The 14185-nt window shown below is 63.7% G+C and carries 9 protein-coding genes; 7 read left to right on the forward strand and 2 right to left on the reverse strand.

The genetic code is table 11. The features are described from left to right. Positions 1-42: 42 nt before the first annotated feature. Positions 43-1395 carry a molecular chaperone gene (gene yegD, locus HMPREF3138_RS02870; RefSeq protein WP_038873731.1) on the forward strand — a complete coding sequence of 451 codons (1353 nt, stop codon included), beginning with the start codon at positions 43-45 and terminating at the stop codon, positions 1393-1395. 51 nt (positions 1396-1446) lie between these two features. Next, positions 1447-2013: a GNAT family N-acetyltransferase gene (locus HMPREF3138_RS02875; protein ID WP_038873733.1), complete on the forward strand. Its 567-nt coding sequence runs from the start codon at positions 1447-1449 to the stop codon at positions 2011-2013. Here HMPREF3138_RS02875 and HMPREF3138_RS02880 read toward each other — a convergent pair. Together HMPREF3138_RS02880 and HMPREF3138_RS02885 are read right to left on the reverse strand one after the other, a co-directional pair. Continuing rightward, positions 2010-2627, reverse strand: a complete 618-nt coding sequence (locus tag HMPREF3138_RS02880) for a pyridoxamine 5'-phosphate oxidase family protein (RefSeq protein WP_038873736.1) — start codon at positions 2625-2627, stop codon at positions 2010-2012. The genes HMPREF3138_RS02875 and HMPREF3138_RS02880 overlap by 4 nt on opposite strands. Positions 2628-2695: 68 nt before the next feature. Further along, complete coding sequence (locus HMPREF3138_RS02885) at positions 2696-3649, reverse strand: aldo/keto reductase (RefSeq protein ID WP_038873738.1); 954 nt, start codon at positions 3647-3649, stop codon at positions 2696-2698. A gap of 273 nt (positions 3650-3922) precedes the next feature. Here HMPREF3138_RS02885 and HMPREF3138_RS02890 point away from each other — a divergent pair, with 273 nt between their 5' ends. From HMPREF3138_RS02890 to baeS, 5 genes are read left to right on the forward strand one after another with little or no spacing between them, the layout of a single operon-like run. Next, complete coding sequence (locus HMPREF3138_RS02890) at positions 3923-5176, forward strand: MdtA/MuxA family multidrug efflux RND transporter periplasmic adaptor subunit (RefSeq protein ID WP_038873741.1); 1254 nt, start codon at positions 3923-3925, stop codon at positions 5174-5176. Then, positions 5176-8295, forward strand: coding sequence for an MdtB/MuxB family multidrug efflux RND transporter permease subunit (locus HMPREF3138_RS02895; RefSeq protein ID WP_038873744.1), 3120 nt, complete (start codon positions 5176-5178; stop codon positions 8293-8295). Before HMPREF3138_RS02890 ends, HMPREF3138_RS02895 begins: the two co-directional genes overlap by 1 nt. Then, positions 8292-11372 carry a multidrug efflux RND transporter permease subunit MdtC gene (mdtC, locus tag HMPREF3138_RS02900; RefSeq protein ID WP_038873748.1) on the forward strand — a complete coding sequence of 1027 codons (3081 nt, stop codon included), beginning with the start codon at positions 8292-8294 and terminating at the stop codon, positions 11370-11372. Before HMPREF3138_RS02895 ends, mdtC begins: the two co-directional genes overlap by 4 nt. A gap of 10 nt (positions 11373-11382) precedes the next feature. Beyond that, positions 11383-12813, forward strand: coding sequence for a multidrug transporter subunit MdtD (gene mdtD / locus HMPREF3138_RS02905; RefSeq protein WP_038873750.1), 1431 nt, complete (start codon positions 11383-11385; stop codon positions 12811-12813). Further along, complete coding sequence (baeS, locus tag HMPREF3138_RS02910; protein ID WP_038873752.1) at positions 12810-14183, forward strand: envelope stress sensor histidine kinase BaeS; 1374 nt, start codon at positions 12810-12812, stop codon at positions 14181-14183. The genes mdtD and baeS overlap by 4 nt, the downstream gene beginning before the upstream one ends. The last annotated feature ends 2 nt before the right edge of the window (positions 14184-14185 follow it).

Raw genomic sequence — 14185 nt, forward strand, 5'->3', positions numbered from 1 at the left:
GGTAAAGTCGCCCCCCTTCATTGGCATGGGGACAAAAAAGAGATGTTTATTGGATTCGACTATGGGACAGCCAACTGTTCCGTCGCGGTGATGCGCGACCACGGCCCCGAGCTGCTGACGCTGGAAAACAACGAGCCGTATCTGCCTTCAATGCTGTGCGCGCCGACCCGCGAAGCGGTGAGCGAGTGCCTGCACCGCCACTGGCAGGTGCCGACCGGCAGCGAAGAAAACCAGCAGCTGCTGCGCCGCGCCATCAGTTACAACCGCGAAGAGGACATTCCGGTCGGCGGCGACAGCGTGCTGTTCGGCCTGCAGGCGCTGGCGCACTACATGGAAGATCCGGAAGAGGTGTACTTCGTGCGCTCGCCGAAGTCCTTCCTCGGCGCCAACGGCCTGAAGCCGCAGCAGATCGCCCTGTTCGAAGACCTGGTTTGCGCCATGATGTTCCACATCAAACGCCAGGCGGAAAACGTGCTGCAGGCCGGTATCGATCAGGCGGTGATCGGCCGACCGATCAACTTCCAGGGCATCGGCGGCGAAGAGGCCAACCGGCAGGCGCAGGGCATTTTGCAGCGCGCCGCCGAACGCGCCGGTTTCAAAGAGATTGAATTCCAGTTCGAGCCGGTGGCCGCAGGGCTGGACTTCGAGGCGACGCTGAGCGAAGAGCAAACCGTGCTGGTGGTGGACATCGGCGGCGGCACCACCGACTGCTCGGTGCTGCTGATGGGCCCGCAGTGGCGCGAGCGCGCCGATCGTCAGCAGAGCCTGCTGGGCCACAGCGGATGCCGGGTCGGCGGTAACGATCTGGACATCATGTTGGCCTTCAAACAGCTGATGCCGCTGTTCGGCCTGGGCGGCGAAACCGGGAAAGGCATCGCCCTGCCGGCGCTGCCTTACTGGAACGCGGTGGCGACCAACGACGTACCGGCGCAAAACGACTTCTACAGCGCCGCCAACGGCCGCGTGCTGCGCGATCTGATCCTCGACGCGGCGGAGCCGGAAAAGGTCAAACGCCTGCTGAAAGTGTACCAGCAGCGCCTGAGCTATCGGCTGGTGCGCGCGGCCGAAGAGAGTAAGATAGCCCTGTCCGGCCAAACCGCCATCAGCGCGCCGCTCAGCTTCGTGCAGGCCGATCTGGCGGAAAGCATCAGCCAGGATCAGCTCGCCGACGCCATCTCGCAGCCGTTGATGCGCATCCAGGAGCAGGTCAGCGCCGCGTTGGCCAGCAGCCAGACCGCGCCGCAGGTGATCTACCTGACCGGCGGCAGCGCACGTTCGCCGCTGCTGCGCGCCGCGCTGCAACAGCAGCTGCCTGGCATTCCGATCGTCGGCGGCAACGACTTCGGCTCGGTCACCGCCGGGCTGGCGCGCTGGGCGCAAACGCTGTTCCGTTGACGGCCCAAGGGCGCGGCTCGCCGCGCCCTTGCTCATTGGAGGCTATGCATCATGTCAACCATCCTTACCCTCGACAGCGACAGGCTGCGGCTGCGCCCCTGGCGCGACGACGATCTGCCGGCCTTCGCCGCGCTTAACGCCGATCCGCAGGTGATGCGCTATTTCCCGGCGACGATGACGGCCGAAGAAAGCCGCACGCAGGCCGAACGCATCCGCGCCTTCATGCAGCAACATGGTTGGGGGCTATGGGCGGTGGAAGTGAAAGGCGGCACGCCCTTTATCGGTTTTGTCGGGCTGGCGCGGCCGGGCGACGACCTGCCTTGCTCCCCCTGCGTGGAGATCGGTTGGCGGCTGGCGGCGGCCCACTGGGGCAACGGCTACGCCGCTGAAGCGGCACGCGCTGCGCTGGCGTGTGCCTTCGACACGCTGCACTTGCCGGAAGTGGTGTCCTTCACCGCCGAAGATAACCAGCCGTCGCGCCGGGTGATGGAGCGCATCGGTATGCACTTTGACGGCGAAACCTTCCTGCACCCACGCCTGCCGGCGGGGCACCCGCTGCAAAAACATGTCTTGTACCGGCTGAACCGGCAAACGTGGCGCGAACGCCACGGCGATTAATACAGCGTATCCTTCAGCCGCTGCGGCAGCGCTTGGTCGTACTCCTCACCGTCGAAGCGCGTTTGGCTCACCGCGGCCAAAATATGGCCGGGGCTGGGCAGCGCCGAACGTTCGAGGCGGCTGCCCTCTTCCCAGAGTCCCGAACGCAAGATCGCCCGGCTGCACTGGAAGAACACCGCCTCCACCCGAATGCGCAACACCGAACGCGGCAGCTGATTGCGGTGGGCGAAGCGCTGCAGCACCGCCGGCGCCACCACGATCTCCGCCCGCCCGTTAATCCGCAGCGTTTCGCCGATGCCGGGGATCAGCAGCAGCAGCGCCACCCGGTTGTCGTGCAGAATATTGCGCAGGCTATCGATGCGGTTATTGCCACGCCGATCCGGCAGCAGCAGGGTTTTCTCGTCTTCGATGTGGATAAAACCGGCCGGATCGCCGCGCGGCGAGACATCCATGCCGTCCGGCCCGACCGTCGAGAGGGCGGCAAACGGCGCCGCCTCGATAAACGGGCGGTACGCCGCGTGGATATAGCTGACTTCTTTAAAAACCGAGGGGGCGCCGGGTTTGCCGTACAGCTGTTCCAGCGTCGCGAGGTCGTTGATGGTATCACCAGACATTGCGGTTTCCTGAATGGGCCATGTTGACCCCTTCAGCATAGAGCAAAATCGCCGCCGGGTAACGCGCCTTACCCGGCGCTGGCGTGGTTCAGCGCCTGGATGTCGTCCGCATCCAGCGTCAGGCGCGTGGCGCTGACCAACTCATCCAGCTGCGGCAACGAGGTGGCGCTGACGATCGGCGCGGTGATGCTCGGGCGCGCAATCAGCCAGGCCAGCGAGACCTGCGCCGGGGAGGTGCCGTGCTTGCCGGCCACCTGATCCAGCGCCGCCAGAATGCGGAAGCCGCGCGGGTTAAGGTAGCGTTCGACGATGCGATCGCCGCGCTGGCTTTTACCCTCATCCGCTTTGCTGCGGTATTTGCCGGTCAGGAAGCCGCTGGCCAGCGCGAAGAAGTTGATCACCCCGAGACCATGGCGCTGCGCCACGCCTTCCAGCTCGGCTTCATACCCTTCGCGCGCATACAGATTGTATTCCGGCTGCAGGGTTTCGTAGCGCGCCAATCCGTTGCTTTCGCTCACCCGCAGCGCTGCTTCCAGGCGATCCGCCTGATAGTTGGAGGCGCCAATCGCCCGCACCTTGCCGGCCTTGATCAGCGCATCGAACGCCGCCAGCGTCTCTTCCAACGGCGTATCGCGGTCATCGTCGTGCGATTGGTAAAGATCGATATAATCGGTTTGCAGGCGGCGCAGCGAGTCTTCCACCGCCTGCTGAATATAGCGCGGCGACAGCCCCTGTTTGCCTTCGCCCATCGGTTTGCCCACCTTGGTGGCGATGATCACCTGGTCGCGCTTGCCGCTCTTCTTGAGCCATTCGCCGATGACGGTTTCCGATTCTCCCCCCCGATTGCCCGGTGCCCAGCTGGAATAAACGTCGGCGGTGTCGATAAAGTTGAGCTGATTGTCCACCAGCGCATCCAACAGGCTGAAAGAGGTCGCTTGATCCGCCGTCCAGCCGAACACGTTGCCGCCGAAGGTCAACGCCGGCACCTGAATGCCCGAACGGCCCAGTTGTTTTTTGCTCATTGATAGAGGCTCCATGGGTTAAATAATTCGCTTGTTAATTATTAGCGCCAAACACAGAAAGTCGTTAAAACGCATTGGCTATAAGTTAAAACCCAACGCTTATAAACAGAGTAGGCAACAATCGTTAACTTATTCGGAAAATGCTGACGGTTCCTCCTTATTTCCTTCATTTTTATGCCGTCTTCGCTGGCTAAACTAGTATCCTGTAAGGAGTGTCATTTTTGTGGCAATGAGTGCCCGCACCCCTGCCTTTTGGAGAGAGTTTTCACTACCATGAATGCAAAACCCCAACGTCGTTCCCTGCTGCTGCGCCTGCTGGTTGCGGCGATTGCGATCATCGTCGCCGTTCTGGCCTGGCGCCATTTCAGCGCCGCCCAACCGACCGCCGGGACGACGCCGGGCGCGCACCAGGCCGCGGGTAAAACGGGAGCGGGCCGCGCGGCGGGCGGCAGACGCGGCGCACCGATGTCGCCGGTGCAGGCGGCGACCGCCACCCGCCAGACGGTGCCGCGCTATCTTTCCGGCTTGGGCACCGCCACCGCCGCCAATACCGTGACCGTCACCAGCCGGGTCGATGGCCAGCTGATGGCGATCCACTTTACCGAAGGCCAGCAGGTCAAAGCCGGCGATCTGCTGGCGGAAATCGATCCCCGGCCGTTCCAGGTTCAGTTGACCCAGGCTCAGGGGCAGTTGGCAAAAGATCAGGCCACGCTGGCCAATGCCCGGCGCGATCTGGCGCGCTATCAGCAACTGGTGAAAACCAATCTGGTTTCACGTCAGGAGCTGGATACGCAGGCCTCGCTGGTGCAGCAGACCGAAGGCGCGATCAAGGCCGATCAGGGCGCGGTCGACAGCGCCAAACTGCAGATCACCTATAGCCGCATCACTGCGCCAATCGACGGCCGCGTCGGCCTGAAACTGGTCGACGTCGGCAACTATGTCACCAGCGGCAGCACCACCGGTCTGCTGGTGATCACGCAGACGCACCCGATCGACGTGGTGTTCACGCTGCCCGAAGGCAACATCGCCGATCTGCTCAAGGCGCAAAAAGCCGGGCCGGTGAGCGTCGAAGCCTGGGACCGCACCAACCAGAACAAGCTGACGACCGGTTCGCTGCTGAGCCTGGACAACCAAATTGATACCGCCACCGGCACCATCAAGCTGAAAGCGCGCTTCACCAACGAAGATGACGCGCTGTTCCCCAACCAGTTCGTCAACGCGCGGCTGCAGGTGGATACCCTGCACGATGCAGTGGTAATCCCGACCGCCGCGCTGCAGATGGGCAACGAGGGCAACTTCGTCTGGACGCTCGGTGAAGACAACAAGGTCAGCAAACATCGGGTCACCGCCGGCGTGCAGGACAGCCGGCAGGTGGTGATCAGCGCCGGCCTCAACGCCGGCGATCGGGTGGTGACCGACGGCATCGATCGCCTGACCGAAGGCATGCAGGTGGAAGTGCTCGCGCCGAGCGAAGCGTCGGCGGCGGCCAACGCCAAGCGCGAACCTGACGTTCAGAGGAAGTCCTGATGCAGGTGATGCCTCCCAACGCCGGCGGCGGTCCGTCCCGCCTGTTTATTCTGCGTCCGGTTGCCACCACGCTGCTGATGGTGGCGATATTGCTGGCGGGGATTATCGGCTACCGCGCGCTGCCGGTGTCCGCCCTGCCGGAGGTGGATTATCCCACCATCCAGGTGGTGACGCTGTACCCCGGCGCCAGCCCGGACGTGGTGACCTCCGCCATTACCGCGCCGCTGGAACGCCAGTTCGGCCAGATGTCCGGTCTGAAGCAAATGGCGTCGCAAAGTTCCGGCGGCGCCTCGGTGGTCACCCTGCAGTTCCAGTTGGCGCTGCCGCTCGACGTCGCGGAGCAGGAAGTGCAGGCGGCGATCAACGCCGCCACCAACCTGCTGCCGAGCGATCTGCCCTACCCGCCGCTCTACAGCAAGGTAAACCCCGCCGATCCGCCGATCCTGACGCTGGCCGTGACCTCCACCGCCATGCCGATGACGCAGGTGGAAGACATGGTGGAAACCCGCGTGGCGCAAAAAATTTCTCAGGTGACCGGCGTCGGCCTGGTGACGCTTGCCGGCGGCCAACGTCCGGCGGTGCGCGTAAAATTGAACGCCGCGGCGGTCGCCGCCTATGGCCTGAACAGTGAAACCATCCGCGCCGCCATCAGCAACGCCAACATCAACTCGGCGAAAGGCAGCCTGGACGGCCCGACCCGATCGGTCACCCTGTCCGCCAACGACCAAATGAAGTCTGCCGACGACTATCGCCAGCTGATCGTCGCCTACCAGAACGGCGCGGCGATCCGCCTGCAGGATATCGCCACCATCGAACAAGGGGCGGAAAACACCCGACTGGCGGCCTGGGCCAACAAGCAACAGGCGATCGTGCTGAACATTCAGCGCCAGCCCGGCGTCAACGTCATCACGACCGCCGACAGCATCCGCGAAATGCTGCCGACGCTGATTAAAAGCCTGCCCAAGTCGGTCGACGTCAAGGTGTTGACCGATCGCACCACCACCATCCGCGCCTCGGTCAGCGACGTGCAGTTCGAGCTGCTGTTGGCGATCGCGCTGGTGGTGATGGTGATCTACGTATTCCTGCGCAACGTGCCGGCGACCATTATCCCCAGCGTGGCGGTGCCGCTGTCGCTGGTCGGCACCTTCGCCGCCATGTACTTCCTCGGCTTCTCCATCAACAACCTGACGCTGATGGCGCTGACCATCGCCACCGGCTTCGTGGTGGACGACGCCATCGTGGTGATCGAGAACATCTCACGCTACATCGAGAAAGGGGAAAAACCGCTCGACGCCGCGTTGAAAGGGGCCGGCGAGATAGGCTTCACCATCATCTCACTGACCTTCTCGCTGGTGGCGGTGCTGATCCCGCTGCTGTTCATGGGCGACATCGTCGGCCGCCTGTTCCGCGAGTTCGCCGTCACGCTGGCGGTGGCGATTTTGATCTCCGCCGTAGTGTCGCTGACGCTGACGCCGATGATGTGCGCACGCATGCTCAGCCACGAGTCGCTGCGCAAGCAGAACCGTTTTTCCGCCGCCTCCGAACGCTTTTTCGACCGGGTGATCGCGCAATACGGCAAGTGGCTGAAAACGGTGCTTAATCATCCCTGGCTGACGCTCGGCGTGGCCGTGGGCACCCTGGCGCTGACGGTATTGCTGTACCTGCTGATCCCGAAAGGTTTCTTCCCGGTGCAGGACAACGGCATCATTCAGGGCACGCTGGAGGCGCCGCAGAGCGTCTCATTCAGCAATATGGCCGAGCGCCAGCAGCAGGTCGCGGCGCAGATCCTCAAAGATCCGGCGGTGGAGAGCCTGACGTCGTTCGTCGGCGTCGACGGCAGCAACGCCACGCTCAACAGCGGCCGACTGCAGATCAACCTGAAGCCGCTGAGCGAACGCAGCGACCGCATTCCGGCGATCATCAGCCGCCTGCAGCAGCAGACGGCGCAGTTCCCCGGCGTGAAGCTGTATCTGCAGCCGGTGCAAGATCTGACCATCGATACCCAGGTCAGCCGCACCCAGTACCAGTTCACCCTGCAGGCGATGTCGCTGGACGATCTCAGCCTGTGGGTGCCGCAGCTGATAAATGAGCTGAAGCAAACCCCTCAGTTGGCGGATGTCACCAGCGACTGGCAGGATCAGGGGCTGGTCGCCTACGTCAACGTCGACCGCGATTCGGCCTCCCGCCTCGGCGTCACCATGAGCGACGTGGACAATGCGCTGTACAACGCGTTCGGCCAGCGCCTGATCTCCACCATCTACACCCAGGCCAACCAATACCGCGTGGTGCTGGAGCACGACGTCAGCGCGACGCCGGGGCTGGCGGCGCTCAATGAGATCCGTCTGAGCGGCAACGACGGCGCCGTGGTGCCGCTGAGCGCCATCGCCAAAATCGAAGAGCGCTTCGGCCCGCTGTCGGTCAACCATCTCGATCAGTTCCCGTCGGCCACCGTTTCGTTCAACGTCGCCGACGGCTACTCGCTCGGCGAGGCGGTGGACGCGGTCACCCAGGCAGAAAAAAATCTCAACATGCCAAGGGACATCACCACCCAATTCCAGGGGGCGACCCTGGCCTTCCAGGCGGCGCTCGGCAGCACGCTGTGGCTGATCCTGGCGGCGGTGGTGGCGATGTACATCGTGCTGGGCGTGCTGTATGAAAGCTTCATTCACCCGGTCACCATCCTCTCCACCCTGCCGACCGCCGGGGTCGGCGCGCTGCTCGCGCTGATGCTGGCCGGCAGCGAGCTGGACGTGATCGCCATCATCGGCATCATCCTGCTGATCGGCATCGTGAAGAAGAACGCCATCATGATGATCGACTTCGCGCTGGCGGCGGAACGCGAACAGGGTTCATCGGCGCGCGACGCCATCTATCAGGCCTGCCTGCTGCGTTTTAGGCCGATCCTGATGACCACGCTGGCGGCCTTACTCGGCGCGCTGCCGCTGATGCTGAGCACCGGCGTCGGCGCGGAGCTGCGGCATCCGCTCGGCGTCTGTATGGTCGGCGGTTTGATCATGAGCCAGATCCTGACGCTGTTCACCACGCCGGTGATCTACCTGCTGTTTGACAAACTGGCGCGCAACACGCATCGCCAGCCGGATACGCAGGAGCTGCCGTGAAATTCTTCGCCCTGTTCATTCACCGGCCGGTGGCCACCACCCTGCTGACGCTGGCCATCGCCATCAGCGGCGCAATCGGCTTTCGCCTGCTGCCGGTGTCGCCGCTGCCGCAGGTGGACTTTCCGGTGATTTCGATCAGCGCGTCGCTGCCGGGCGCCTCGCCGGAAACCATGGCGTCCTCGGTGGCGACGCCGCTGGAGCGCGCGCTGGGCCGCATCGCCGGAGTTAACGAAATGACCTCGATGAGTTCGCTCGGCAGTACCCGGGTCATTTTGCAGTTCGATCTCAGCCGCGACATCAACGGCGCCGCGCGCGACGTGCAGGCGGCGATCAACGCCGCGCAAAGCCTGCTGCCGACCGGCATGCCGAGCCGCCCCAGTTACCGCAAGGTCAACCCTTCCGACGCGCCGATCATGATCCTGACGCTGACCTCGGACACCTACAGCCAGGGGCAGCTTTACGATTTCGCCTCCACCCAGCTGGCGCAGAAGATCAGCCAGACCGAGGGCGTCGGCGACGTTTCCGTGGGCGGCAGTTCGCTGCCGGCGGTGCGGGTCGAGCTGAACCCTTCGGCGCTGTTCAATCAGGGCGTGTCGCTGGATACCGTACGGCAAGCCATCGCCAATGCCAACGTGCGCCGCCCGCAGGGCGCCGTGGAAAACCCGCAGCAGCGCTGGCAGATCCAGGCCAACGATGCGCTGAAAACCGCCGATGCTTACCGTCCGCTGATCATTCATTACAACAACGGCTCGGCAGTGCGTTTAGCCGACGTGGCCGAGGTCAAAGACTCGGTGCAAGACGTGCGCAACGCCGGGATGACCGACGCCAAACCGGCGATCATTCTGGCCATCAGCCGTGCGCCGGACGCCAACATCATCGAAACCGTCGATCGCATTCGCGCCGAGCTGCCCGCCTTGCAGGAGAATATCCCGGCCTCGATTCAACTCAACGTCGCGCAGGATCGTTCGCCGACCATCCGTGCATCGCTGGCCGAGGTGGAACAGTCGCTGGCGATCGCCATCGGGTTGGTGATCCTGGTGGTGTTCATCTTCCTGCGCTCCGGGCGTGCCACGCTGATCCCAGCGGTCGCCGTGCCGGTGTCGCTGGTCGGCTCGTTCGCCGCCATGTATCTGTGCGGGTTCAGCCTCAATAACCTGTCGCTGATGGCGCTGACCATCGCCACCGGCTTTGTGGTGGACGACGCCATCGTGGTGCTGGAAAACATTTCCCGCCACGTCGAGGCCGGCATGAAACCGATCAACGCCGCGCTGCTGGGCGCGCGAGAAGTCGGCTTCACCGTGCTGTCGATGAGCGTTTCGCTGGTGGCGGTGTTTATCCCGCTGCTGCTGATGGAAGGCCTGCCGGGGCGCCTGTTCCGCGAGTTCGCCGTCACCCTGTCGGTGTCGATCGGGCTGTCGCTCATCGTCTCGCTCACGCTCACGCCGATGATGTGCGCCTACCTGCTGCGCCACCAGCCGCCGCGTTCGCAGCGGCGGGCGCGCGGCTTCGGCAAAATGCTGCTGGCGCTGCAGCAGGGCTACGGACGCTCGCTGAACTGGGTGCTCGGCCACTCGCGCTGGGTGCTGGCGGTGTTCCTCGCCACCCTTGCGCTCAACGTCTGGCTGTATATCAGCATCCCGAAAACCTTCTTCCCGGAACAGGATACCGGGCGCCTGATGGGCTTTATCCAGGCCGACCAAAGCATTTCGTTCCAGGCGATGCGCGGCAAACTGGAAGACTTCATGAAAATCGTGCGCGAAGATCCGGACGTGGAAAACGTCACCGGTTTTACCGGCGGCTCGCGTACCAACAGCGGTTCGATGTTCATCTCACTGAAACCGCTGTCGGTACGCAGCGACGACGCGCAGAAAGTGATCGCCCGCCTGCGCGCTCGCCTGGCCAAAGAACCGGGCGCCAGCCTGTTTCTGATGGCGGTGCAGGATATCCGCGTCGGCGGGCGGCAGGCCAACGCCAGCTACCAATATACGCTGCTGGCGGACGATCTCGCCGCGCTGCGCGAATGGGAACCGAAGATCCGCATCGCGCTGGCCGCATTGCCCGAGCTGGCGGACGTCAACTCGGATCAGCAGGATAAAGGTTCGGAAATGGATCTGGTCTACGATCGTGAAACCATGGCGCGCCTTGGCATTTCGGTGTCCGACGCCAACAACCTGCTGAACAACGCCTTCGGCCAGCGGCAGATTTCGACCATCTATCAGCCGCTCAATCAATACAAGGTGGTGATGGAAGTGGCGCCACCCTACACCCAGGACGTGAGTTCGCTGGACAAAATGTTCATCATCAACAACGAAGGCAAGGCGATACCGCTCTCCTACTTCGCCAGTTGGCGGCCGGCCAACGCGCCGCTGTCGGTCAACCATCAGGGGCTGTCCGCCGCCTCAACCATCTCCTTTAACCTGCCGGACGGCGGCAGCCTGTCGGACGCCACCGCTGCGGTAGAGCGCACCATGACTCAGCTCGGCGTGCCGTCCACGGTGCGCGGCACGTTCGCCGGCACCGCCCAGGTGTTCCAGGACACCCTGAAGTCGCAGCTCATCCTGATCCTGGCGGCGATCGCCACGGTGTACATCGTGCTCGGCGTGCTGTATGAGAGCTATATCCATCCGCTGACCATCCTTTCCACGCTGCCTTCCGCCGGCGTCGGGGCGCTGTTGGCGCTCGAGCTGTTCGGCGCGCCGTTCAGCCTGATCGCGCTGATCGGCATTATGCTGTTGATCGGCATCGTGAAGAAAAACGCCATCATGATGGTCGACTTCGCCCTCGAGGCGCAGCGCAACGGCGGCATCAGCGCCCGAGAGGCAATTTTCCAGGCCAGCCTGCTGCGTTTCCGGCCGATCATGATGACCACGCTGGCGGCGCTGTTCGGCGCGCTGCCGCTGATGCTGACCAGCGGCGACGGCGCGGAGCTGCGCCAGCCGCTCGGCATCACCATCGCCGGCGGCCTGGTGATGAGCCAGCTGCTGACGCTGTACACCACCCCGGTGGTCTACCTTTACTTCGACCGGCTGCAGGCGAAATTCCGCCGCAACAAGCAACTGGCCCCGCTGCCCCATTAATGGCCGACCGATGCTGATGAAACACGCCGCCACGGTACGCTGGCAACTCTGGATAGTGGCATTCGGCTTCTTTATGCAGACGCTGGATACTACTATCGTCAACACCGCCCTGCCCTCGATGGCCGCCAGCCTGGGGGAGAACCCGCTGCGCATGCAGTCGGTGATTGTCTCCTATGTGCTGACGGTAGCGGTGACGCTGCCGGCCAGCGGCTGGCTGGCGGACAAGGTCGGCGTACAGCGGGTGTTTTTCAGCGCCATCGTGCTGTTCACCCTCGGCTCCATTCTCTGCGCCCGCTCGGAAACCCTGAACGAGCTGATCGCCTCGCGCGTGATTCAGGGCATCGGCGGTGCGATGATGGTGCCGGTCGGCCGCCTGACGGTGATGAAGATCGTGCCGCGCGAGCAGTACATGGCGGCGATGACCTTCGTGACGCTGCCGGGCCAGATCGGCCCGCTGATGGGGCCGGCGCTGGGCGGCTTTCTGGTGCAATACGCCAGCTGGCACTGGATTTTCCTGATCAATATTCCGGTGGGGATCGTAGGCGCCATCGCCACGCTGCTGCTGATGCCCAACTACCAAATGCAAACCCGACGCTTCGACCTCAGCGGCTTTATCCTGCTGGCGATCGGCATGGCGTCGCTGACGCTGGCGCTCGACGGCCACAAGGGCATGGGGCTCTCCGGCAGCGCCATCGCCGGCCTGGTGGCGCTGGGCGTAGCGGCGCTGTTGAGGTATGTTTGGCATGCCTACGGCAATAGCCGCGCCCTGTTCTCGCTGCGGCTGCTGCGCACCCCGACTTACAAGATCGGGCTGCTGGCCAGCCTGCTGGGGCGCATCGGCAGCGGCATGTTGCCGTTCATGACGCCGCTGTTCCTGCAGGTGGGCATGGGTTTCACGCCGTTCCACGCCGGGCTGATGATGATCCCGATGATCATCGGCAGCATGGGCATGAAACGCATCGTGGTGCAGGTGGTCAACCGCTTTGGCTACCGCAACGTGCTGGTGGCCGCCACGCTGCTGCTGGCGCTGGTCAGCCTGAGCTTCCTGTTGGCGGCGATGCTCGGCTGGCTGTGGCTGCTGCCGGTGGTGCTGTTCTTCCAGGGGATGATCAACTCGCTGCGCTTCTCGGCGATGAACACCCTGACGCTGAAAGACCTGCCGGATCGGCTGGCCAGCAGCGGCAACAGCCTGTTGTCGATGGTCATGCAGCTGTCGATGAGCCTTGGCGTCAGCGTCGCCGGCATCCTGATCGGCAGCTTCGCCCATCACCAGGTGGTGGCCGACAGCCCGGCCATCCACAGCGCATTTATTTACAGCTACTGCTGTATGGCGTTGATTATCGCTCTGCCCGCACTGGCCTTCGCGCGCGTGCCGGCCGATAGCGCGCCCAACCGCACGCTGACCAAAGAGCCGGGTACCGGTTCAACGAGGTTGCAATGAAGATAGGTATTACCGGGAAACTGTTCCTGGCCATTTTCGCCACCTGCATGCTGGTGCTGATCACCATGCATTGGGGGGTGCGCGTCAGCTTTGAACGCGGCTTTATCGACTACATCAAACACAGCAACGAGCAGCGTATCAACATGCTGAGCGAAGCGCTGGAGGAACAGTACAGCCACCACGGCAACTGGGTGTTCCTGCGCAACAACGATCAGGTGATCTACCAGATCATGCGCTCGTTCGAACAGAACAGCGACAGCAGCCACAACCTGCCGCCCAAGGGCTGGCGCACCCAGTTTTGGGTGGTGGACAGCCAGTTCAACCGCCTGGTGGGCCACTCCGGGCCGGTGCCTAAAGAGGGCCCGCGCCACCCGATCCGCTACAACAACGAGATCGTCGGCTGGGTGATCACCACCCCGGTCGAGCGCCTGACGCGCAACACCGACATCAACTTCGATCGCCAGCAGCGGCGCACCAGCTGGATCATCGTCGCGCTCTCTACCTTGCTGGCGGCGGCGGTGACCTGGCTGCTGTCGCGCGGCATGCTGGCCCCGGTCAAGCGCCTGGTGGCGGGCACCCATCGCCTGGCGGCGGGCGATTTCACCACCCGCGTGGCGGTCAGCAGCCAGGATGAACTGGGCCGGCTGGCGCACGACTTCAACCAGTTGGCCACCTCGCTGGAGAAAAACGAACAGATGCGCCGCGCTTTTATGGCCGACGTCTCGCACGAGCTGCGCACGCCGCTGGCGGTGCTGCGCGGCGAGCTGGAGGCGCTGCAGGACGGCGTGCGGCAGCCGACGCCGGCGTCGCTCAGTTCGCTGCAGGCCGAGGTGTCCACCCTGACCAAACTGGTCGACGATCTGCACCAGCTGTCGCTCTCCGATCTCGGCGCGCTGGCCTATCGCAAATCGTCGGTGGACTGCGTGCACCTGCTGCAGATCGCCGTCGCTGCCTTCCACGAACGCTTCCGCGCCAAAGGGCTGGAAATCGTCACCCATTTGCCGACCCAGGCGCCGCTGTTCGGCGATCCCGACCGTTTGAACCAGCTGTTCAATAACCTGCTGGAAAACAGCCTGCGCTACACCGACGCCGGCGGCCGATTGGAAATCAGCGCCGAGCTGCAGCCGGGGCGACTGTTCCTCTACTGGCAGGACAGCGCGCCGGGCATCAGCGATCAGCAGCTGACGCGCATTTTCGAACGTTTCTACCGGGCGGAAGGTTCACGCAACCGCGCCAGCGGCGGTTCCGGGCTGGGGCTGGCGATCTGCCACAACATCGTGGAAGCCCACGACGGGAAAATCCGCGCCGAGCATTCGCCTTTAGGCGGCGTGCGCATTACAGTAGAATTTGCTACCCCGATAAAAAAGTAAGG

It is taken from the genome of Serratia sp. HMSC15F11, from assembly GCF_001808215.1.
GTDB classification, from domain to species: Bacteria; Pseudomonadota; Gammaproteobacteria; order Enterobacterales; family Enterobacteriaceae; genus Serratia; species Serratia nevei.